Annotated in this window: 18 protein-coding genes; 16 read left to right on the plus strand and 2 right to left on the minus strand. The window is 49.5% G+C overall.

Annotated features, from left to right (window positions below):
- Positions 1-287: 287 nt before the first annotated feature.
- The 15 genes from glnA to J2X05_RS16155 all read left to right on the plus strand — a co-directional run bounded on the left by glnA (position 288) and on the right by J2X05_RS16155 (position 20,930).
- Positions 288-1,688 carry a type I glutamate--ammonia ligase gene (gene glnA, locus J2X05_RS16085; RefSeq protein WP_310074360.1) on the plus strand — a complete coding sequence of 467 codons (1,401 nt, stop codon included), beginning with the start codon at positions 288-290 and terminating at the stop codon, positions 1,686-1,688.
- A gap of 135 nt (positions 1,689-1,823) precedes the next feature.
- On the plus strand, positions 1,824-2,366 hold the full coding sequence (locus J2X05_RS16090) for a DUF4124 domain-containing protein (RefSeq protein WP_310074363.1): 543 nt from the start codon (positions 1,824-1,826) through the stop codon (positions 2,364-2,366).
- A gap of 153 nt (positions 2,367-2,519) precedes the next feature.
- Positions 2,520-3,593, plus strand: coding sequence for a nitrogen regulation protein NR(II) (gene glnL, locus J2X05_RS16095; RefSeq protein WP_310074364.1), 1,074 nt, complete (start codon positions 2,520-2,522; stop codon positions 3,591-3,593).
- The gene (glnG, locus tag J2X05_RS16100; RefSeq protein WP_310074367.1) at positions 3,580-5,016 is read left to right on the plus strand and encodes a nitrogen regulation protein NR(I); all 1,437 of its coding nucleotides are present in this window, start codon (positions 3,580-3,582) and stop codon (positions 5,014-5,016) included. The genes glnL and glnG overlap by 14 nt, the downstream gene beginning before the upstream one ends.
- Positions 5,017-5,363: 347 nt before the next feature.
- Positions 5,364-6,854: a methyl-accepting chemotaxis protein gene (locus J2X05_RS16105; protein ID WP_310074369.1), complete on the plus strand. Its 1,491-nt coding sequence runs from the start codon at positions 5,364-5,366 to the stop codon at positions 6,852-6,854.
- 183 nt (positions 6,855-7,037) lie between these two features.
- A complete protein-coding gene (locus J2X05_RS16110) occupies positions 7,038-8,063 on the plus strand; it encodes an alpha/beta hydrolase (RefSeq protein ID WP_310074372.1) in 1,026 nt (341 codons plus the stop codon).
- Positions 8,064-8,293: 230 nt separating this feature from the next.
- Entirely contained in the window at positions 8,294-10,099 is a 1,806-nt protein-coding gene (recQ, locus tag J2X05_RS16115) for a DNA helicase RecQ (RefSeq protein WP_310074374.1), read from the plus strand.
- A 1-nt stretch (position 10,100) separates the two neighbouring features.
- Positions 10,101-11,138 (plus strand): metal-dependent hydrolase, encoded by a 1,038-nt coding sequence (locus J2X05_RS16120; protein ID WP_310074377.1) that lies wholly within the window; start codon positions 10,101-10,103, stop codon positions 11,136-11,138.
- Between the two features lie 185 nt (positions 11,139-11,323).
- The gene (locus J2X05_RS16125; protein ID WP_310074379.1) at positions 11,324-12,574 is read left to right on the plus strand and encodes an efflux RND transporter periplasmic adaptor subunit; all 1,251 of its coding nucleotides are present in this window, start codon (positions 11,324-11,326) and stop codon (positions 12,572-12,574) included.
- A gap of 44 nt (positions 12,575-12,618) precedes the next feature.
- Complete coding sequence (locus J2X05_RS16130; protein ID WP_310074381.1) at positions 12,619-13,896, plus strand: acyltransferase family protein; 1,278 nt, start codon at positions 12,619-12,621, stop codon at positions 13,894-13,896.
- Complete coding sequence (locus J2X05_RS16135) at positions 13,889-14,593, plus strand: ABC transporter ATP-binding protein (protein WP_310074384.1); 705 nt, start codon at positions 13,889-13,891, stop codon at positions 14,591-14,593. Before J2X05_RS16130 ends, J2X05_RS16135 begins: the two co-directional genes overlap by 8 nt.
- Positions 14,594-14,595: 2 nt before the next feature.
- Positions 14,596-17,028, plus strand: a complete 2,433-nt coding sequence (locus J2X05_RS16140; RefSeq protein ID WP_310074387.1) for an ADOP family duplicated permease — start codon at positions 14,596-14,598, stop codon at positions 17,026-17,028.
- Positions 17,029-17,174: 146 nt separating this feature from the next.
- Positions 17,175-18,170, plus strand: a complete 996-nt coding sequence (locus tag J2X05_RS16145) for a tetratricopeptide repeat protein (RefSeq protein ID WP_310074390.1) — start codon at positions 17,175-17,177, stop codon at positions 18,168-18,170.
- A 29-nt stretch (positions 18,171-18,199) separates the two neighbouring features.
- Positions 18,200-19,585, plus strand: coding sequence for a sigma-54-dependent transcriptional regulator (locus J2X05_RS16150; protein ID WP_310074393.1), 1,386 nt, complete (start codon positions 18,200-18,202; stop codon positions 19,583-19,585).
- Between the two features lies 1 nt (position 19,586).
- A complete protein-coding gene (locus J2X05_RS16155) occupies positions 19,587-20,930 on the plus strand; it encodes a sensor histidine kinase (RefSeq protein ID WP_310074397.1) in 1,344 nt (447 codons plus the stop codon).
- On the opposite strand, the gene J2X05_RS16160 is transcribed toward J2X05_RS16155, so the two are convergent.
- Together J2X05_RS16160 and J2X05_RS16165 are read right to left on the minus strand one after the other, a co-directional pair.
- On the minus strand, positions 20,927-21,697 hold the full coding sequence (locus J2X05_RS16160; protein ID WP_310074400.1) for a hypothetical protein: 771 nt from the start codon (positions 21,695-21,697) through the stop codon (positions 20,927-20,929). The two genes, J2X05_RS16155 and J2X05_RS16160, sit on opposite strands and share 4 nt — an antisense overlap.
- Positions 21,697-22,602 (minus strand): LysR family transcriptional regulator, encoded by a 906-nt coding sequence (locus J2X05_RS16165; RefSeq protein WP_310074403.1) that lies wholly within the window; start codon positions 22,600-22,602, stop codon positions 21,697-21,699. Before J2X05_RS16165 ends, J2X05_RS16160 begins: the two co-directional genes overlap by 1 nt.
- Positions 22,603-22,737: 135 nt before the next feature.
- Here J2X05_RS16165 and J2X05_RS16170 point away from each other — a divergent pair, with 135 nt between their 5' ends.
- Entirely contained in the window at positions 22,738-23,493 is a 756-nt protein-coding gene (locus J2X05_RS16170) for an SDR family NAD(P)-dependent oxidoreductase (RefSeq protein WP_310074406.1), read from the plus strand.
- Positions 23,494-23,532 lie beyond the last annotated feature (39 nt).

Raw genomic sequence — 23,532 nt, forward strand, 5'->3', positions numbered from 1 at the left:
GCAAGTTGAAAATTACATGCATTAATTTGGTGCAATGTCTTTTTTTACGAGTTCTCCTTATCACTGGAAAGCCTTATTTTTAAACGCTTATTGCTATTTTCCTTAAATGGCATATATTTTGCCCCTTTTCTGACACCCTAGTCTTGCCCCGCTCACCGAAATGAGTCGCGAGCCCGGATGAAGTGGGGAAAATTTTCAGGTAAACCGCCCTTCTGGATTGTTTACCGGCCGCAATAACAACTTTCACAATCCGTAGCCTTCGGGCTATTACAACTTGGAGGCATTCAATGTCTAAGACTTTAGACCTGATCAAAGAACACGAAGCTCGCTGGATTGATTTGCGCTTCACCGATTTCAAAGGTAAAGAGCAGCATGTAACTTTCCCATCAAGCGTGGTTAACGACAGCTTCTTCGTTGATGGCAAAATGTTCGATGGTTCTTCTATCGCTGGCTGGAAAGGCATTAACGATTCCGACATGATCCTGATGCCGGACGATTCAACTGCCGTTTTGGATCCTTTCTACGACGAAGCGACCATCAACGTGCGTTGCAACATCGTTGAGCCTGCAACCATGCAAGGTTACGACCGCGACCCACGCTCTATCGGCCTGCGCGCTGAAGAGTACCTGAAATCAACTGGTCTGGGCGACGTTGCCCTGTTTGGTCCAGAACCAGAATTCTTCATTTTTGACAGCGTTCATTTCCATTCAGGTATGGGCGGCGCTTTCTACAAGATCAAATCTGAAGAAGCTGCATGGCAATCAGGTGACGACGTTGAAGGCAAACACGGCCACGCTCCACGCGTAAAAGGCGGTTACTTCCCGGTTGCTCCAATCGACTCACTGCACGACATCCGTGGTGCTATGTGTAACGCGATGGAAGCTATGGGCTTGGAAATCGAAATCCATCACCATGAAGTTGCTAACGCTGGCCAATGTGAAATCGGCGTAGGCGCTAACACTCTGGTTAAGAAAGCGGACGAAGTACAGATCCTCAAGTACTGCGTACACAACGTTGCACACCAATACGGTAAAACCGCTACCTTTATGCCGAAGCCTCTGATCGGTGATAACGGTTCAGGTATGCACGTTCACCAGTCTTTCTCCAAGAACGGCAAAAACCAATTCGCTGGCGACGCTTACGCTGGTTTGTCTGAAACTGCCCTGTACTATGTTGGCGGTATCATCAAGCACGCTAAAGCGTTGAACGCTTTCTGTAACGCGTCTACCAACTCATACAAGCGTTTGGTTCCAGGCTTTGAAGCTCCAGTAATGCTGGCTTACTCTGCACGTAACCGCTCTGCTTCTATCCGTATTCCTTACACTGTTGGTGAGAAAGCCAAGCGTATCGAAACCCGTTTCCCTGATCCAACTGCTAACCCATACCTGTGCTTCGCTTCATTGCTGATGGCGGGTATCGACGGTGTTCTGAACAAGATCCATCCGGGCGAAGCAGCGACCAAAGATCTGTACGATCTGGAGCCGGAAGAAGAAGCCGAAATCCCACAAGTGTGTTCTTCTCTGGAAGAAGCACTGGCTAACCTGGAAGCAGACCATGACTTCCTGTTGGCTGGCGGCGTGTTCTCTAAAGACTTCATCGATGCTTACATCGACCTGAAGAAACAAGAGATCCAACGCATCAACATGACTCCGCACCCAGTAGAATTCGAACTCTACTACAGCGTGTAAGTCCTGCTGGCAGGCTAAACGGGCTTAGGTCCGGTTAATCTGTGAAAAAGCCCGCACCGGAAACGGCGCGGGCTTTTTCTTTGTGGGGCGCAAGAGTACTCTAGGGAAAACCGATCGGGTAATAGGGGACAGGTAATGCGCAGTGTGTTGATGGTGATAGTGTTTTTAGCACAAGTGAGTGCAGCTGATGTGTACAAGACCGTCGATAAAGATGGCAACATCAAATACACCGACAAACCCAGCACCGAAAAAGCTGAAAAGCTGGAGTTGCGCGAGATCAATACTGTGCCAGGCGCCCAACCTCAGGCTTTACCTCAATCCGTAGCTGTCGACCCAGTGAATGCCCAGCCTGCCGCACTTAATTACCAAATAACCATTATCAGCCCGCGCAATGATGTCACGATTCCCGTTGGTCAACGCGATCTGGCTATAGCCATCAATCTCACTCCGGAACTCCAACAAGGGCACCTGCTGGTGTACTTTATGAACGGTGAATTGCTGGAAGAGACAACCATGAATAACATCATCGTCAAGGATGTTCCGCGTGGCACCCATACAGTAGTCGTGGAAGCTATAGATGAAAATGGTCGATCATTGGGCACATCTGCCCCTATCATCGTGAACATTATTCGCCCAAACATTCATAACAATGCCCTTTCAAAGCCCACACCAAAATAGACGCACCAAATTGGTGCTATCATTTTCCTGAAAATCCCCAAAATGGACGAGTGCAGCAACTAAAACTACCGAATCTGGGGTATTTCTAACTTGGTTTGGTTTTTGCAGTACTGCCTATGCCCATTGTCGAGGCGTTCAGGAGAGCAGTAGCTAGTGAGTCCGCGTGATATCTACAAACCCATACTGGATAGTTTGAGCACCGCCATTATTTTGGTGGATACCGACCTGCTGCTATGCCATATGAACCCTGCTGCCGAAGCCCTGCTCGCCATGAGTTGCGAGAGCAATACCGGCGAGCCGATCACTTATTTTTTTTATGAGTCGGATGAAACTGACCGTCAGCTTAAGCTTGCTGCAGCGCAGGCCAACCACTACACCAAGCGCCATGCCGAGTGGCGCTTACTCAGTGGCGGCTCCATTACCGTGGATTACACCGTAACCCCGTTTGGTGACCACGATGGTCTGATTATTGAAATCCAGCCGATCGACCGGTTGCTGCGTATCAGCCGCGAGGAGATGCTCACTACTTCACACGAAACCACACGCAATCTGGTGCGCGGTATGGCGCACGAGATCAAAAACCCCTTAGGTGGCATTCGCGGTGCAGCGCAATTGTTGGCGCGCGAGCTACCCAATTCCGGTTTGACTGAATATACCAATATCATCATTGATGAAGCGGATCGCCTGCGTAATCTGGTTGACCGGATGCTTGGCCCCAACCAGTTGCCCAAGTGGCAATCGCTCAATATCCACGAGGCGATTGAACGGGTGGCCAATATCATCAAGGCCGAAAGCAGCGATGCAATCAAAATTGTGCGCGATTACGACCCGAGTATCCCCCCCATGCAGGGCGACAAGGAGATGTTGATCCAGGCGCTGCTTAACATAGTGCGCAATGCCATGCAGGCATTGGTGGAAGCCAACGTACTCAATGGTGTCATCCAGTTGCGCACGCGCATCCAGCGGCAGTACACCATTGGCCGCAAACATCATTCTCTTATCTGCCGGGTCGATATTATCGACAACGGCCCCGGCATTCCCGCCGATATGATCGAAAACATTTTCTACCCGATGATCTCCGGCCGCGCCGAAGGTACGGGGCTTGGCTTGACCATTTCACAACACCTCATCCATCAACATCACGGCCTCATCGAGTGCCAAAGTGAGCCGGGCAAAACCCGTTTCTCACTCTACTTACCAATGGAAGCGCAACATGCAGAAGTCTAATAAAGTCTGGATTATTGATGATGATCGCTCGATCCGCTGGGTGCTGGAAAAAGCCCTGCAAGGTGCGAACATCGAAACCCGTGTGTTTGACTCGGGCGATAGCGCCATGAGCCAGCTCAACCGCGATACGCCCGATGCTATCATCAGCGATATCCGTATGCCGGGTACTGACGGCCTGACCTTGCTCGGCAATCTGCACAATACCCATCCGCAGATTCCGATCATTATCATGACCGCCCATTCGGATCTGGATAGCGCCGTTGCGGCCTATCAAGGCGGTGCGTTCGAATACCTGCCCAAGCCCTTCGATGTGGACGATGCCGTCGCGGTAACCCAGCGCGCTCTCGCCCATGCGCAAGAGCAAAAAACCGAACACGGTGCCGAGACTGCGCTAGAGACCAATACCGAGATCATCGGCGAAGCGCCGGCTATGCAGGAAGTGTTTCGCGCGATTGGCCGTTTGTCGCAATCCAACATCACCGTACTGATCAACGGTCAGTCGGGTACGGGTAAAGAGCTGGTGGCGCGCGCCCTGCACCGCCACAGTCCGCGCCGCAACGAGCCGTTTATTGCCTTAAACATGGCAGCGATTCCCAAGGATTTGATGGAATCCGAACTGTTCGGCCACGAAAAAGGTGCCTTTACCGGTGCGGCTGCCCAGCGCCAGGGGCGTTTTGAGCAAGCTAACGGCGGCTCGCTGTTCCTCGATGAAATCGGCGACATGCCTGCCGAAACCCAAACCCGTCTGTTGCGCGTATTGGCCGATGGCGAGTTCTATCGCGTTGGCGGACACACGCCGGTGAAAGTGGATGTGCGCATCATCGCTGCAACCCACCAAAATCTCGAAACTCTGGTAGCTGATAACCGTTTCCGCGAAGACTTGTTCCATCGCCTGAACGTTATCCGCATCCATATCCCCAAGCTGGCCAACCGCCGTGAAGATATCCCCAAGCTGGCGCGTTTCTTCCTGCACAAAGCGGCGACCGAACTGAATGTCGATCCGAAAGTCTTGCTACCGGAAACTGAAGAATATTTCTGCACCCTGCAATGGCCGGGCAACGTGCGTCAGCTGGAGAACACCTGTCGCTGGATCACAGTAATGGCATCCGGGCGCGAAGTACATATTGAAGACCTGCCGCCCGAGCTGCTCGAAAACAAAGAGACCAGCACCCCGGCGGACGATTGGGAAAAAGCCCTACGCCATTGGGCTGACCAGGCGTTAACTCGCGGCCAACACCAGTTGTTGAGCGAGGCAGTGCCCACCTTCGAGCGCGCATTGATAGAAACTGCCTTGAAATACACCGCTGGCCGCAAACGCGATGCTGCGAACTTGCTGGGGTGGGGGCGCAACACGCTCACCCGCAAGCTCAAGGAGTTGGGTATGGCTGGTGGCAATGATCCCGATGGAGACAGCGATGATTAATCGCTGAAACGCTCGGCTTGGGGTGAGCCAGTTCCGGTTTATACCGGCGGCTCATCCCCCGTATTTCTTACTATATTCTCCCTGGCATTAAAAACATCTTTTTAGATCTTCTTTTCTTCTTCGCGCAGCTTTCCAAAGCTGTGTCTATACTCTGCTAACTGGTATACAACAGCCGTTGGTGTCACCGGCTCATTACTACAGCTCACTTAATAATCGTCTGTATACCGCCATAAAAGGCAATCACCCAAGTATCTGGTTACATCAATCCTCAAGATTGGTGCCGATTTGCCGCCAATAACACTGGGAACTCCAAATAAGTCTAATAGCCGAATATTTTCGGGGGAAACATGGTACAGAAATCCTTACTCACCAAATTGATGATGGTGTTGACTATTGCCATGGTGGCGATTGCGGTAATCGTGGCATTCACCAATTACAAGATCGCATCGAGTGCACAAGAAAAAAAGCTGGAGGCAGAGACCTCAGCCATGATCGCCCTGACTAACAGTTCAATTTTGGAAGCGGTTTTCGCCTACGATTTCCAACAGATTGAAGCTATAGCCAAGTCGCTGGTAAATACGTCGCTGGTTACCTCGGTGAATGTGGTTGACCATCGCGGTCAGTCGCTTGCCAAGGCAGCGGATGATGATCGCAGCGAAAACCAGATCTCCCGCACTGCGATCCCTATCGTCTATAACGGCAGCACCATCGGCAGCTATGACATCAGTTTTTCCACTCAGGAATTAAGTGACACCCTGGCTGACCAAATCGAAACCAGTGTGCTAACCGTGTTGGCATTGCTCGCTGCCAGCTTAATCACCGTATATTTGTTGATACGCAGCCTGGTCTTGGGGCCGGTTGATGAAGTGACCCGCTCGCTCGCTACCATTGCTGGTGGGGGTGGTGATTTAACCCGTCGTCTGCCCACGGATAGTCAAAATGAAATCGCGGCGCTCGCACACAATTTTAATCTGGTGATGGAGCATATTGCCGATATTATTCGCAATGTAATTCAGGTTAACGACAAGGTTCGCACCAACGTCAACAAGATGAGCAGCGCCACCGAAAGCACGGTGAATTCCACCTCACAACAATTGCGTGAAATTGAATTGGTTGCCACTGCAGTGGAAGAATTGTCTGCATCGGCCAATGAAATTGCGCGCCATGCTGGTGATACCGCCGAGCGCACCAGTGCAACCAGTATCCTAGCGGAAGAAGGTAATGCCATCGTTAACCTTTCACTGGAAAATGTGAATCGACTCACCGGGCAGATTGAATCCACAGCGCAAAAAATTCAGGTTTTGAAAAATAATTCGGTCAATATCGGCTCGGTAATGGAAGTGATCCGCACCATCGCTGAACAAACGAATTTGCTCGCCCTTAACGCCGCGATTGAAGCGGCGCGCGCAGGTGAACAAGGGCGTGGATTTGCTGTGGTTGCTGACGAAGTGCGCTCACTCGCACAAAAAACCCGTTCATCTACCGAAGAAATTGAATCGATTATTGTGCAGCTGCAACGCGCTGCCGATGAAGCACATCAGGCAATGAATACCAGTACAGCCTCAGCGCGTGAAACTATCGATACCGCATCTAAAGTGGGTGGTGCACTCGATAAAATCCGCGCAAATATCGGCATCATTAACGATATGAACCATCAAATCGCTACCGCATCACATCAGCAAAGTTCGGTTGCCAATGAAGTGAGTAAAAACATTACCGCCATTCACGGTCTGTCGGAAAACGTGGTGGAAAATGCGCAAGTGGTCAACCACAGCGGTAGTCAATTAATTAACGAAACCAGCGAGCTGAAAAAGCAGATAGACAGCTTTAAAGTTTAACTCGATTCCTTGTGGTACAAACGGCGCCCTGTGCGCCGTTTTTTTTTGCTTCGAATTTTCCATCCTACACAGCAACATCAAAACTGCTGACGCTTATCACTTCCGCCGCAGGCTCGCGGCATCTATGCTCTGATTACAACAAAACTCCACATCACAATAACTCACTACTACAGAGAGATCTCCATGCGCACAACTATCACGCTGTTAATCACCCTGACCCTGAGCTGCTGCACGCTGTTCGCACAAGCCGATGGCGCGGCGCCCGAGGTCAACGTCCATAAGGCAATCCAATTCGCCAAACCCGATAACTTCCCTCTCACACTCGATATTTATGTGCCGCAAACCGGTAAAAAATCCTATCCGGTGCTGGTCATTTATCACGGCGGCGGTTGGCTGGTGAATAACAATTCGATCATGAATGACATGGCCACCAAGGTCGCGCGCGAGGGTGAATTTGTGGTCGCCAATATGAATTACCGATTGCTCGGCGACCAAAACAACAGTGTGACCATGAACCAGATTATTGAAGATGTGTTCGGTGGCCTGCTCTGGGTGAAAGAGAATATTGCGCAATACAGCGGTGACCCAACACGTGTGGCAATTACCGGCGATAGCGCGGGCGGCCATCTCACTACCATGATTCTTACGCGCGGGCGTCAGCTTGAAAGTGATGGCTTTGCCGGTAACAGTTTGGGCTTCAACCCCAGCTATCTGCCCGCAGGCAAAACCGCCGAACAAATCGCACAGGAGGATGGATTAAAAGTACAGGCTGCTGTGGTGAGCTACGGTGCCTTTGATCTGTATGAAGCTGCCAAAGGCGGATTTGAATCGCCCAACAACGTATTTTGGAAATTCGGCAAGGCCGAGGCGCGCGGCCTGTTTAGCAATGCGTTTAATGTGAATGACAACCCTGAGCGCTACAAAGCGGTATCGCCAATTTATTTCGTCCCCAAGGCGAGCGAATACAAACTGCCGCCGCAATTTGTGCACGTGGGCAGCATGGATACCACCACCCCGCCCAAAGCGGCGCAGCACTATGTGGATCTGCTCAAAGCGGGCAAACAACCGGTGGAATACAAGGTCTACCCCAACAAAACCCACGCCTATCTGGACAATGGCTGCAACTGGGTGGGCAGCTGTTTCAATAAAGACGCACTCTGGCCCATGGATGACATCATCAGCTTCCTTAATAAAACCCTGAAAAACTAGGCCAACCCGCCTGCAGGGATCTTCCAGTGCGGCTGAGCTTTTTCAGGCTGCACTTTTTTCTGCTAAATTCCTCCCATAAATTGATGGATATATTCATCAATTTACTGAAAAATCGCTCTTTTGATGAATGTACGCATCATTTCGATCAAAGGTTAGCAATGCCAATTAATACTGTTTTAACGTGTTTGAAATCTGTATCGGGACTCCGGGCAAAAGGACTGCACAATTAAATGAAAACTCCCCTCTCTATTTTAAATACCGTCTTCGGCTACCACGAATTTCGCGGCCCGCAAGCAGCAGTGATTGATGCTTTGGTTGCTGGTGACGATGCTCTGGTGCTTATGCCGACCGGTGGCGGTAAATCCCTGTGTTACCAAATTCCTGCACTGGTGCGCGAGGGTGTAGGCATTGTGGTATCGCCATTGATTGCGCTTATGCAAGACCAAGTGAGTGCGCTGCGTGAATTGGGGGTGCGCGCCGGGTTTTTAAATTCGTCGCTTTCACCGCAAGAAATGTGGCAAACCGAATTAGCTTTGCGGCGTGGCGAATTGGATATGCTCTACGTTGCGCCCGAGCGATTGATCCAGCCGCGCACCCTGGAACTATTTCACCAAATAAAAATTTCCCTGTTTGCGATTGATGAAGCCCACTGCGTATCGCAATGGGGGCACGATTTCCGCTCCGATTATTTAAAGCTGGAATTGCTGCACCGCGAATTTCCACAGGTGCCGCGCATTGCCTTAACGGCAACCGCGGATGTGCGCACGCGCGATGAAATTATCGCGCGCCTGCAACTTGAAAATGCGCAGCAATTTATCAATGGTTTTGATCGCCCGAACATCCAATACCGTATCGCGCAAAAGAATAATCCCAAAATCCAGTTGATGCGTTTCTTGCGCGAGGAGCAAGCGGGCAATTCCGGCATTGTGTATTGCCTGTCGCGCAATAAAGTGGAGCAGATCGCCGAGTGGTTGAGCAGTGAAAATTTTACCGCGCTGCCCTATCACGCTGGCTTGCCTGCCAATGTGCGCCAAAAAAACCAGGAGCGGTTTTTACGCGAAGACAACATCATTATGGTGGCGACTATCGCGTTTGGGATGGGCATCGATAAACCCGATGTGCGTTTTGTGGCGCACTTGGATCTGCCTAAAAGTATTGAAGCCTATTATCAGGAAACCGGTCGCGCAGGGCGCGATGGTGAACCGGCCACAACGTTACTGCTTTATGGTTTGGAGGACGTCGTAAAACTGCGGCAGATGATGGCGCAGAGCGAAGGCAGTGAAGAATTTAAACGCAATGAACAGCAGCGTTTAAATGCGATGCTCGGCTTGTGTGAAATTACCAGTTGCCGTCGCCAGAGTTTATTGCGCTATTTTGGCGATACGCTCGCGCAGCCCTGCGGTAATTGCGACTGCTGCATTTCGCCGCCGCAGACGTGGGATGCGACCGAGGCAGTGCAAATGGCACTCTCCTGTGTGTATCGTACCGGCCAGCGTTTTGGCGCTGGGCATGTAATCGATGTGTTGCGCGGCAGCAACAATGAAAAAATCCTGTCGTTTGATCATCACAAATTAACCACTTACGGCATCGGCAAAAATGTAAGTGCAGATGAGTGGAAATCGATTTTCCGCCAATTGGTTGCACGCGGCTTGCTCGATGTGAATGTCGATGGTTTTGGCGGCTTGGTATTAAATGAATCCTGCCGTACGTACTTGCGCGGAGAAGAAAAAATCAGTTTGCGTCGCGAGCTTAAGGCCGTTGCCAATACACCGCGCCGTGCAAACCTTGGCCAGAATATCGAAGCGGAAGATCAAGGCTTATGGAATGCATTGCGCTCCTGCCGTAAACGTCTCGCTGAAGAACAGGGTGTGCCGCCCTATGTTATTTTCCACGATGCCACTTTGCGCGAAATGCTGGAGTTCCGCCCGCTCACACCGGAACAACTGCGCAGCATTACCGGCGTGGGCGATAGCAAATTAAAACGTTTTGGCGATGAATTTTTAGCGGTGATCCGCGCAGCGGAATACGAGGAATAAAATGGACTCACTTTCACAAATTGCGTTGGGCGCTGCGGTGGGTGTTGCGGTGATGGGGCGCAAAACGGCGCTCTGGAAAGCGGCAGTCATGGGCGCGGTAGTGGGCACCTTGCCCGATCTGGATGTGCTGATTAAGCACGGCGATCCAATACGCGATATGACACTACATCGCACAGAAAGCCACGCGCTGTTTTACCTCACCTTGGTCGCGCCTTTGTTTGCATGGATTACCGCGAAGCTCGCGCGTGAAATGCATTTATTTAAATACTGGTGGCTCGCCGTATGGCTGGTACTAGTTACTCACCCGCTACTTGATACCATGACGATCTACGGTACCCAGCTCGCGCTGCCGTTTAGCGATTATCCCTTTGGTATTGGCAGCGTATTTGTCATCGATCCGCTCTATACCTTACCGCTGTTAATCGGCACGGGCATAGCGCTTGCGCGCAAACAACTAGCCGGATTGCGCTGGAACACATTTGGCCTTGCAGCTAGCAGTGTGTATTTACTGTGGGGTCTTGCGATGCAATTTTATGTTGGCACGCTCGCCGATAAATCCCTCGCAGCGCAAGGTTTGTCAGTGCAACAACGACTGGTGACAGCAGCGCCTTTTAATAGTTTGTTATGGCGTGTTGTGGCTATTACCCCCGAAGGCTATGCCGAAAGTTTTTATTCGTTGCTCGATAGTGATACCGAAATTCGTTTTGTGGAATACCCGCGCGGTCAGGAAATTTACCAAGTGGTCAGGAGCAATTGGGAAGTTAACCGCATCGCCTGGTTTAGTCACGGTTATTTCAAAATGGAACAACAAAACGGGGTGATCAGTATCGCGGATTTACGCATGGGGGTTGAACCCTATTACACCTTTACCTTTGATGTTGCCAAACACAGCATCGATAAAAATAATGAAAGAATAATTTTTATCACACCTGAACAACGTATTCCTGCCATTAAGAGCGAGCAGAGTTTGCAATGGTTTCCACAACGGTTGTTAGGTAAAACTGATCAATCACTCGTGGAATTTTTAGGAAGTAAATAACATATTTTTTATATCGCTCATTTGAATGATTCCGAGTCCCGATATCGGGATTGGTGTTACAGGCTCGCCTCCCGATTTCGGGATTGCTCCGCGACAAAAAATAAATAATGTAGAAAAAACAGTCACTTAAAAAATGGCATGGAAGCTGCTATATCCGTTTTATCAATATTAAAAACGGAAAAGCAATGGACGTCAGTATCGAGCGAAAAAAGCCGCGCCTGCGTAAACGCAATTTGCTACTGGCGTTAGCGGCGCTGATTGTTATCTCTGCCATTTACTATTTGTGGTATCTCGCTCAGGCCGATATGAGTGTCGATGCCGATACCCTGGTGTTTGATGAAGTCAAACGCGGAAAATTTACCGTATCGGTACGAGGCACCGGTGTGCTGGTGCCAGACAATATCGAGTGGCTGTCTGCGAATGTAGAAGGCACATTGGTAAAGCGCGCGGTGAAACCTGGGCACAGCGTGAAAAAAGGTGATTTGATTGTGGAGTTAAATAATCCACGATTGATTCAGCAACTCGCGGAAGCGCAATGGGAATTAGCGGCGCTGGAAGCAGAGCTTACCGCAGCCGATGTTGCCTTGGCATCCAGCCTGCAACAACAAAAATCCGATCTGCTCAATGCACAACTCGATTATGAAACCAGCCAGCTGGAGTTTACGGCGCGCGCTGATCTGATTAAAACCGGTGCTGTCTCCCGTTTGGATTACAACCGCACCCGCCTCGCCATGGATCAATCCCAACAGCGTTTGCAAACGCACCAACAACAGCTTGGCAAAATGGAAGAGTCGTTAACTGCGCAGCGCAATGCGCACAAGGCGCGTTTGAACCAACACAAACAGCGCGTGGCGATTATCCAGCAGCAGGTAAATGATTTACGCATTGAAGCGAGTATGGACAGCGTTGTGTTGGAATTGCCACTGGTGTCCGGCCAGCGGGTAATGATGGGCGATAATATTGCCAAGCTGGCGCAGCAAGATTCGCTGATTGCCGAGCTGCAAATCCCCGAGCTAAATATTCGCGAAGTAGCGCTGGGGCAGCGCGTTATTATCGATACCCGCAACAATAAAATTGAAGGCCAGGTTGCGCGCGTTGACCCGGCGGTTATCAATGGCAATGTACAAGTGGATGTGGTTTTGACGCAAGCGCTGCCCGATGACGCACGACCTGATTTGAGTGTCGATGGCGAAATAAAAATTACTGAAATTGCCGATACCCTTTACGTTGCGCGCCCGCTCTTTGTGCAAAGCCAAAGCAAAACCCTGCTCTATAAATTAAGCAACGACGGTCATTTTTTTGAGCGGGTTGCCGTACGCCTCGGGCAGGGATCGGCCAACCATATTGAAATTATTGAAGGCCTCTTACCGGGCGATAACATTATTATTTCTGATCCCACCCGTTTTAGCAGTTACGAAAAATTGCGTATTAATTAATAAATCGAGATAAATCGGTTCCATTTATTTAAAGGAAGTTAAATATGACCAGCAACCCCCATGATATTCGTCCGAAACAGCACGGGCCCCATCTGCCTGCGCTCACAGGTATACGCTTTGTAGCGATCCTCCATATTTTTTGTTTTCATCTCTGGGTTCTGTTTGATATGAAAAAAGAACCGGGTATGGAAAACTTGCTGCGCGGTATGAATGATTTACCCGCGCCGCTATTTACTGCCATAGCCAATGGCTGGATGTCGACCAGTTTTTTCTTTTTGCTCTCGGGATTTATCCTTGCTTATTTGTATTGGGGCGAGGATGGGCAATTGAGTATTCCCAAAAAAACATTTTGGTTGGCGCGTGCGATCCGCATTTATCCCATCCATTTAATACTGATGTTGATTACCTTGCTCATGACAACGGCCTATCAACTATCGCTAGGTACTAGCCCGTGGTTATTGGTGGCCAGCGGCCTTACGACACTGACCTTAACACAGGCATGGTATCCGGATTTTGTGCCCATTTGGTCGTGGCCAACCTGGACGATTTCGGCACTGGTATTTCTCTACGCCGTTATGCCATTTCTGTTACCCCGGCTGGCAACATTATCGCGTCGTGCATCCATTCAACTCTTGTGTGCACTGCCGTTTATTTCGCTACTACCTACCGGTATTTACGCGTTGTATTTTCCCGCCGGCACCGAGGCGCCGCAATTTTGGAAAATTTTTATTGGCTCTACACCGCTATTTTGGTTAGCGCATTTTATTGCCGGTATTTTGTTGACCAGAGTATTTAATTTTTCGCGCGCCGCTAATACGAGTGATCCTGCTTCTGGTAGCTGGTTCGCCTGGGGTGATCTGGCATTACTGGCCGTGGTCGTTTTTGCATGCGCCCAGCAGATTGAGGAGCCGTTTAAATTTTTCTTGCGCCACGGGCTGATGATGCCGCTCTATATGGTCATTATTGTCGATCTCGCGCGCGGAAGGGGAATTGCTGCGCGGTTGTTTTCATTGCCCGGTACGGGCTTTCTCGGAGAGACCGGCTTTTCCATTTTTATCTGGCAAAATTTTGTGTTGATGATGTGCGGCGCCTTTATTATGTTTAATCCCGAGGCGGGCCAGCATCAATTTTTCTGGGCATTGGTGGGCGCTATTGCACTGGGCATTATCAGCACCTATCTGATTGAAAAACCCATTGCGCGTAAGCTGCGGCGCAAATGGCTGGTATTCGGTCAGAGCAAAGACAATAAGCAAATTACAGCAGCTAACACGGATTCTCTTCTAACTCCTTCAAATTTACCGGCGGGCACCAGCCATGAATAACACCTTGATCACTTTGGAAAACCTGCAAAAAATATTTTTGACTGAAGAAGTGGCAACCCATGCGCTGAGCGATATTTCGCTGACCATTAATAAAGGCGAGTATGTGTCTATCTCCGGGCCTTCCGGTTGCGGAAAATCCACACTGCTGTCGCTGCTGGGGTTATTGGATACGGCGAGCAGCGGCAAATATAAACTTGCCAACCAGGATGTATCCAATATTCCCAAGCGCGAGCGGGCGCGTATCCGCAACCAGGAAATAGGTTTTATTTTCCAATCGTTTAATTTAATCAGCGATTTGGATGTGGAAGAAAATGTGGAGCTGCCGCTCACCTATCGCAGCGATCTGAATAAAACCCAGCGCAAACAATTGGTGAAAGAGGCACTGGCAAAAGTGGATATGGCGCACCGCAGCAAACACTATCCCGCGCAACTATCGGGCGGGCAACAACAGCGTGTCGCGGTTGCGCGCGCTATCGCCGGGCGCCCTTCTATTTTGTTGGCCGACGAACCCACCGGAAACCTGGATACCAAAAATGCCGAGGCAGTGATGGATCTGCTCGATAAATTACACGCGGAAGGAGCGACCATTTGTATGGTAACCCACGACCCGCGCTCGGCCGAGCGCAGCCAGCGCAAAATTGATGTGCTCGATGGCCGTGTCGTGTCCGATAAAACTGTAAAACGCGGGCAGGTCTGATCATGACAATGATTAAGGATATTCAATACGCACTGCGGCTATTGGCAAAAAAACCGGGGTTCACCTTATTAACCACACTGGTGATGGCCGTGGGTGTGGGTTTAAGTGTGTTTTTATTTTCCATGTTCAACACCATGTTATTTAAAGACCTGCCCTTTAAAGACAGCGATCGGTTGGTGCGCTTTCACATCACTCAGGATGGTGTTGAGGCCAGTGATGGTGTTGACCTGCACGATTACGCCGAGATCGCATCCAATTTAAAGGGCGTGGAATTATTTGGCGCTTACAAAGAAATGAATGTCAACGCAATCGGGCGCGATGGTGCACGGCGTTATCGCGCGGCAAAAACCGACCCCAGTATTTTTCAATTGTCGCGCACTGCGCCACTGTTCGGGCGCGAGTTTAATACGCAGGATAATCAGCAAGGTGCGGAAGCTGTAGTAGTAATAGGTTATGAAGTCTGGCGCACGCAGTTTGGCGGCGATGAAAATATTATTGACCAAACACTGCGTATCGACGGTAAAACCCACAAAGTAATTGGTGTGATGCCGCAGGGTTATTGGTTTCCTGATAACACTGATCTCTGGCTGCCACTGCGCCTTACCCCCAATGCAATTGCGCGCGGTAAAGGCGATAAACTGGAAGCAATTGCGCTGTTGCAAAAAAATAGTGCGCAGGACGATATTAATCGCCAGCTGGATATGATTATGCAGCGCATTGCGGTGCGCCACCCCGAAACCAATAAAGGCCTGGGCGTTTTTATCAATGCATTCCAGCGCGGCGCCGAGCGCGATGGGATTGAAGTGGTTTACTCCATGCAAATTGCGGCCATCTTAATTTTGCTGTTGGCCTCCATTAATGTGGGCAACCTGTTGTATTCGCGTGCGATAGAGCGCAATAAAGAAACGGCCATTCGCGTTGCACTGGGCGCACCGCGCGGGCGGTTAATCAGCCAAATGTTGTGGGAGAGCGCCATTATCTGCAGCCTCGGTGGCTTGATCGGTTTGCTGGTGATGGCTTGGGGGTTGGAAGTGGCCGCTGCAACAGTAGAGACGTTTTTTACCGATAAGCCCGCATTTTGGTGGCACTTTGGGATAGATGCTTTCACGCTAAAAATATTTTTCGGTTTTGTGCTGGCGACCATTCTAGCCACCGGATTATTGCCGGCCTGGAAAAATTCCGGCGCCGATTTTAATGCAGCATTGCGCGATGGAACGCGCGGTGCACTAGGGAAAAAATCGGGCCGCCTCAACCGGATATTGGTGATCAGTGAAATTTTTTTATCAATGACGATATTGATTGCCGCAGCCACTATGGTGGTGGGTGCCTACCGCGCTACCTTCGCCGATTTTGGTGTGAAGAGCGATAACCTGCTCACGGCGCGCACCTTGCTTAGAGAGGTTCAGTACCAGACACCTGAGCAAAAAATCCAATTTATTAATGCCTTGGTAGCGCAATTGGAAAACAGCCCTGGCATTGGCAAAGTGATGATTGCGTCTATGTTTCCCGCCGACTGGGGTTGGACTCCGCGCATCGCACTGGAGGGAAAAGAATATTCGCAGGTGCAGAATAATGCCTATCCAAAAGTAAATTACATTATGGTTACGCCCGGTACACTTGCCAAACTCGGTGTGGAATTAAAAGCGGGGCGCTATTTTGATAACAGCGATGAAGGCGTGGAAAAAAAATCAGTCATTGTCACCGACAGTTTTGCTGCCGCACATTTTCCCAATGATTCCGCGCTCGGTAAACGCCTGCGGGTAGTGGATGCCGTCGGGCATGCTGACCAATTGCTAACTATTATTGGTGTGGTGAATCACACACTCTATGGCGATGCCAATAACGCATCGGGAAAAATGCCGACGGTATTCCGGCCATTTAGCCAGACACCAAAAAGTGATTTCACTATCGCCGTAGAAATGAAAACCGATCGCGCCACCACTGTGCGCACACTGCGCAATGCCGTGGCCGCAATTGACCCCGAATTGCCGCTGTTCCAGATTGAAGACTACGCCACCAAAAAGAAACGCAATGGCGCGCCTATACGTTTTATCAGCACGATTTTTATGATCTTTGGATTGGCGGCAGTGGTGCTTGCGGCAACGGGAATTTACGGTGTTATGTCCAACACCATTAGCCAGCGCACGCAAGAGATTGGCGTAAAACGCGCACTGGGCGCGCAGGACGAACAAATCACACGGCAATTTTTATGGACGGGCGGCAAACAATTATTGTGGGGCGGCATACCGGGTGCTGCTGCAGGTTGTGCCATGGCGTTTGCCATGGCACATGTAATCGGTATCGCAGCAGCAGATTTAATCCTGGTTACAACAATTATGGTGAGTGTTGTTGCCGGGGTGGTAATCCTTGCCACTTATCTGCCAACCAAGCGTGCGTTACAACTGGAGCCCGGTGATGCCTTGCGCTATGAATGAGATAAATATTTCGGTGTGCCGGTGAATCAACTGCGTAAAGAAATGTCCCAACAGCCGCGTTTGTAATATCACAGCAAAGGAATAATTTCACAATGAAACAACAATATGCATTCCAAATTTTTTGTCGTTTAATGTCAGCACATTTAATGCTAATGGTCTTAACTATCTCTAGCGCAATGTATGTACAGGCTAATGAAAGCACTCTTAGCGTAGCAGACAATCCTGGTGTGGTGGCTTTCAGCCAGGGGCGCTATCAGGAGGCAGAAGATTACTTCAGCCAACAGCTAGCCAATCCAGTGCAAAAAAATGATTCATTGATTTACTTGAGTAGAATTGCGGTAGACACGGGACGAGTTGAAGCAGCGGTTGAACATATCGAAGCGGTACTTAAACTGGAGCCAAATACGGCGGAAGAAATTGTGTTAGCGGGTGATATCTATTGCAATCAGGCGCAGCAGTCATCCATGTTTTCGGCTTTGGGTTTGGCGAAAAAATGTATTGCGCACTATGAAGCGGCGGTACAACAATTCCCCGAGAATACCCATGCTCTGGCATCCGCCATGCGCTTTTATTTTGAAGCGCCCGGTTTTGCCTGCGGATCAAGTAAAAAAGGCGATGAATTGCTGGCGCGTCTGGATAAACTCTCACCCGAAGATGCCAATATCTATCGTGTATTTCTATTAGAGAAAGAGGGAAAATCTGATGCCGCTATGGCATTGGCAGATAAGTTAAGCCAACAACAATTCCAATCGGCACGCAATCAATATGAGCTGGCGCGTTTTTATCGGGACAAAAATCAGCTGGCACATGCCATGCCCTTGTATGAGTCGCTGCGCAACAAACCTGCAACATTGGAAAACAAATGGTATGTTAACGACAGCCTGTTGCAGTTAGGGGAAATCCTGTTGGCTGAAAAGCAGGATATCCGGCGCAGCATTGAATTAATGGAAGAATATAAACAGAAAAACAACAACCCGCACGATCAACATTATTTTTGGTCAAGCTGGAGTCTGGCACAGGCTTACAAAGCCAATGGCAATGAAGCCAAATACGCGTTGCTGGTTAAACAAATTCAAACGGAAGACTACGCAAAGAATCCCGAATTTGCCAAACGCTTTGAAGCGGGTATAAAGGCAAACTAATACAACCCTTGTAAAAACCCGGGAACCGAATGAAAAAAACAATTCTGGTAGTCGATGATGACGAGGGCATCCTTTCCGCATTAACTATGTTGTTGCGCTCGGAAGGTTTTGCGCCCATTGCGACCAGCTCACCGGAGCAGGCGTTGGCGGTGCTTAGCCACGAAGACATTCGCTGCATTTTGATGGATTTAAATTACTCAGCTGATACCACCTCGGGCGATGAAGGGTTGAAACTGATCAGCGCCATTCGCGCCATGGATGAGCTGGTGCCGATAGTGGTGATGACTGGCTGGGGCACTATCGAAGTCGCGGTCAGTGCTATAAAAAAAGGTGCCAATGATTTTATCCAGAAGCCCTGGGAAAATGATCGGCTGCTGACCATTATCAATAACCAAAGTAAATTGGCCGATGCCGAAAAACAAACGCAAAAATTGTTGCAACAAAATCAATTGCTGCGTGAGGAGGCCAATCTCAATGGTGCGATAGTGGCCAGATCTGCACTCACCATGAATGTGCTGAATACTATCCAGCATGTGGCAGGCAGCGATGCCAGTGTTATCTTCACCGGTGAAAATGGCACTGGTAAAAGTTTGTTTGCACGCTACCTGCATCAACTCTCCGGACGCAGTGATGCAGCGCTGATTTCGGTAAATATGGGCGCGGTAACTGAATCGCTGTTTGAAAGCGAAATGTTTGGCCATGTAAAAGGTTCATTTACCGACGCCAAGGCAACCCGCATTGGCCGTTTTGAATTGGCCGATGAAGGCACGCTGTTTCTCGATGAAATTGCCAACACGCCCTATTCACAGCAGGGAAAATTGTTGCGCGTGCTGGAAGAAAAGCAATTTGAAAAAGTCGGTTCCAGCAAAACCCAACACACCAATTTCCGTTTAATCACCGCCACCAATTGCGATTTAAACGCAGCGGCCAGCGAAGGGAAATTCCGCAAAGATTTGCTCTATCGTATCAATACCGTGGAAATAGAAATCCCGCCCCTGCGCAAACGCGTTGAGGATATTATTCCGCTGGCCACTGCATTTCTCGCCAAGGCCGCAACTAAGTATGCGCGCGCGCCGCTGGCTATAGCACCAGAGGCGGAAGCTGCACTGAAAGCTTATCCATGGCCGGGCAATGTGCGCGAGCTGGGCCATGTTATGGAACGCGCGCAGATTTTGTGTAAAGGTGAGCGTATTCATATGCATGATCTTGGTTTAGCTAATGCGGAACAAACACTCGTGGCAACACCAATGCAAAATCAATCTGCAACGCAGGATTTGCGGGTTATGGAAGAAATCGAAATGGACATTATTGCTCAGCGGTTGGCCTATTTTAATGGCGATGCAGTTAAAGCGGCCGACTCACTCGGGTTTAGCCGCAGTGCGTTTTATCGCCGACTGGAAAAATTAAAAATCTGATATGCATAAACGCCGTCCATTTGAGGCTCATTTAATTCGCCTGGTGCTGCTGGCCTCACTGCCATTGCTGCTGTTATTACTATGGGTGATGGTACTCGCCAATATTTCGATATGGTTAATTTTGTTGACCGGTTTAATCGGCGGCTTGGTGATTTTGTTCAGTTGTTATTCTGTCTACCAAAAACTGTCCTACCAATTTCGCAGCATCAGTAATTTATTAGAGGCTTTGATTCAGGGCGATTACACCCTGCGCGCCCGCACTGACCAAAACAATAGTGCCCTGGATGAATTGGTGGGTGCGATTAACGGTTTGGCTAAACGCCTGAGCCAACAGCGCTGGGAATCGGTTGAAAGCCAGTTGTTATTGCGCACGATCATTGAGCATATTGATGTCGCGATCATCGCGCTTAACCAGGACAACCAAATCCGCTTTTTAAATCCGGCGGCTGAAAATTTGTTGCAGTTAAAAAATTCGCTCACCAATCGGGAATTGTTGCAACAGCTCGCGTTTGTGCAAGAGCTTACCAGCGGCTGCCATCAGGTAGTGGAATTATCGCTCGGTTATCAGCAGGGGCGATTTAATGTGTACGTGGAAGAATTCCGCGAGGACGGTAAACAGCACAAATTGTTATTTATTACCGATATCCGCACGCTGTTGCGCAGCGAAGAACGCAAAGCCTGGCAAGATCTGGTGCGGGTCATCAGCCATGAAATCAACAACTCACTTTCACCCATTGCCTCAATTAGCCAAACCCTACAACGCTTGCTTGAGCGCGATGCACAGTATGCCGATGTGATCGGCAATTTGCGTGAAGGACTGGGGATTATTAGCGAGCGCGCCAAGGGCCTGAGCCAATTTGTGGATAGTTATAAACAACTCGCCAAATTACCTGAACCGCAAACCCAACCGCTATCGATTCGCCCGCTGGTTGAAAAAATTGTTGCCCTGTTTAATCACCAACCCATAACCATAGAAGCCGAGCGCGATTTTATTCTGCAGCTCGACCCGGTGCAGTTTGAACAAGTGTTGATAAACCTGATCAAGAATGCCGTTGAATCAACTGCACTCGCCAATCCCAACAATCCCGGCAGCACCATTGCGATTCGCTGGGCTGTTAGCCGTCAGTTTTTCAAATTGGACATCTGTGACCAAGGCAGCGGCATTAGTAATCCGGATAATTTATTCGTGCCTTTTTACAGCACCAAAAAACAAGGGTCAGGCATTGGCCTTGTACTATGCCGCCAAATCATTGAGGCGCATAATGGGCGCCTCACCCTTAGCAATCAGAATGCAGGTGGCTGTTGTGCCAGTATTGAATTGCCACTTCAATTCAATCAATCCTAAATAGGAACAATATTTTTCTGCTGAAGTTTAAGAATCCATCCGCCCCATACTAGTGCCACAATAATTAACATTGCCCCAATTCCAAAACTGCAATTCGCAATTGTTTGGGTGTTATCCAACGCATCCATCATGGTCAACAAATTACCCCAATCATGCGATTCTTCGCCGCCGCCACCCACTAAGGGCAGTGCGCGATATTCGGCATCGGCGATATAGGGTGAAACATCGATAAAACTTTGCCCGCACCACCAGAGCGTAATGCTGCCGGCAAATGTATCGCGCTGTTTAAACACAAATACGCACATTAACGCGAAGGGCAATAACACCTGAAATAAACTACCCCCCAAGATCATCATGAATTCACCGAACGGCATAAATAAAATATGGCCGAATTCGTGAAAAGGCAGGTTGATATTGTGCATAAACGAGCTGCCGATTTTTTCCCAATCAACTCCGCCAGTAATAAAATAGCCACCCCAAATGGCGAAAGCGATAAGGCAGGCGACCCGAGCCCAGAATGCACCTGCGTCAATGCGTTCAGGTATGTAAAGAAAAGCGGCAACTAATTGCTGGCGCAAGGTTATGACTTCTTCCCTATCGATAAATGATTCTGCTTCAGGTTCAGAATCATGCACTGGATTTTCTGGCGAGTGTTTTGCAATAAATTTGCTGTACACAATGCCGCAACTGGGGCAGATATCCGGGTGGATATTATGATCAATTGTTTGCCGTTGGTAACGGCATTTGGGGCAGACATTTACCGTCATTATTGTATATCCACATAATCGGTCATGAGCGTTGCGATCCAATCCATAAATACCTGCACACGGCGCGAGAGGTTGCGGCGATTGGGATAAATAAGTGAAACTGGCATGGACTCCGCGCGATAATTTTTTAATACTTCGACCAACTTTCCCTGTGCCAAATAATCCTGTACACCTATACGTGGGATTTGCGCGATACCGAATCCTGCGATACAGGCAGCGCTGTAAGCATCGGAATTATTCACCGTAATGTTGCCCGTCATCGCAATAAATTTTACGTCACCCTGGTCAGTGTATTCGAATCCGGGCGATTTGCTGCCAAGCGTGGTGACATAGTGAACCAGTTGGTGATTAGCTAAATCATCCAATGTTTGCGGTGTACCAAACTGTGCGATGTAGTCAGGGCTGACACAGTTGAGCAATTCCAATTTTCCGAGTGGCCGCGCGATCAGCGATGAGTCGCTGAGTTTGCCCACGCGAACCACACAATCAAATCCCTCGCGGATAACATCCACGCGCCGATCTGTGCTGCTGATTTCCACCTGCAGTTGCGGGTGTTGCGCCAGTAATTCAGGCAGGCGCGGAATCACCCGCATCTTGGCCATATTGCTGGGCATATCCACGCGCAGGCGCCCGGTTAAATTACTTGCGCCTTGCTGGAACAACCCTTCCAGTTCGTCCATATCGGCCAATAAATCTTTGCAGCGCTCGTAATACACCTGGCCGTCTTGCGTCAGTTGCACCTTGCGCGTGGTGCGGTGCAACAGGCGTGTATTCAGCATGCTTTCCAACTGCTGTATCGAGGTGGAGACACTCGCTTTGGGCAGGCCGAGGCTATCGGCCGCCTTGGTAAAACTGGCGAGCTCGGCCACCCGCACAAAACTTTGCATGGCGTCTAATCGATTCATAAGTCCCATCTATTGTTCGGATTATCCAAACAGTCTAATCGGTATTTGCATGTTTATCGAAAAATATCTAGGCAATAGACTGGCCTCGTCAACAGATTTCCCTTTTGAAACGATTTATAACGCTACGAGGCAGATATGAACAAGATTGCATTGGTTACCGGCGGCAGCCGTGGTTTGGGCAAAAACACCGTATTGGCACTGGCTAAACAAGGTGTCGATGTCATCTTCACCTACAACAGTAGGCAGGCCGAAGCAGAAGCGGTAGTGGCTGAAGTGCAGGCATTGGGTGTACAGGCAGCCGCGTTGCAATTGGATGTGGGCAATAGCAAAAACTTTGCGGCCTTTGCTGATCAGTTAGGCGCGCTTTTATCGTCAAAATGGCAGCGCGACAGTTTCGATTTTTTAATCAATAACGCGGGTATCGGCATTCACGCGAGCTTTGCGGAAACAACGGAAGAACAATTTGATCTGCTGGTCAATATCCACCTGAAAGGCACTTTTTTTCTCACGCAAAAATTGTTGCCGCTGATTAAAGATGGCGGTCGCATTGTGAATATGTCCACCGGCCTCGCCCGCTTTAGTTTTCCTGGCTACGCCGCTTACGCGGCGATGAAAGGTGGCATTGAAGTGTTGAGCCGCTATATGGCAAAAGAGTTGGGCGCGCGTGGAATTGCCGTGAATGTTGTGGCACCGGGCGCAATCGAAACCGATTTTGGCGGTGGTGTGGTACGCGATAACGATCAGCTAAACCAAATGATTGCCGCACAAACCGCATTAGGGAGAGTGGGCGTTGCCGACGATATAGGCCCGATGATTGCGTCGCTGGTATCCGAGAATAATCGCTGGATTAACGCGCAGCGCATTGAGGTGTCGGGTGGGATGATGTTGTAAATCCTGATGCACAAGAAATGCATAATGGTCTTATGCATT

The organism is Cellvibrio fibrivorans, assembly GCF_031457055.1.
GTDB classification, from domain to species: Bacteria; Pseudomonadota; Gammaproteobacteria; order Pseudomonadales; family Cellvibrionaceae; genus Cellvibrio; species Cellvibrio fibrivorans.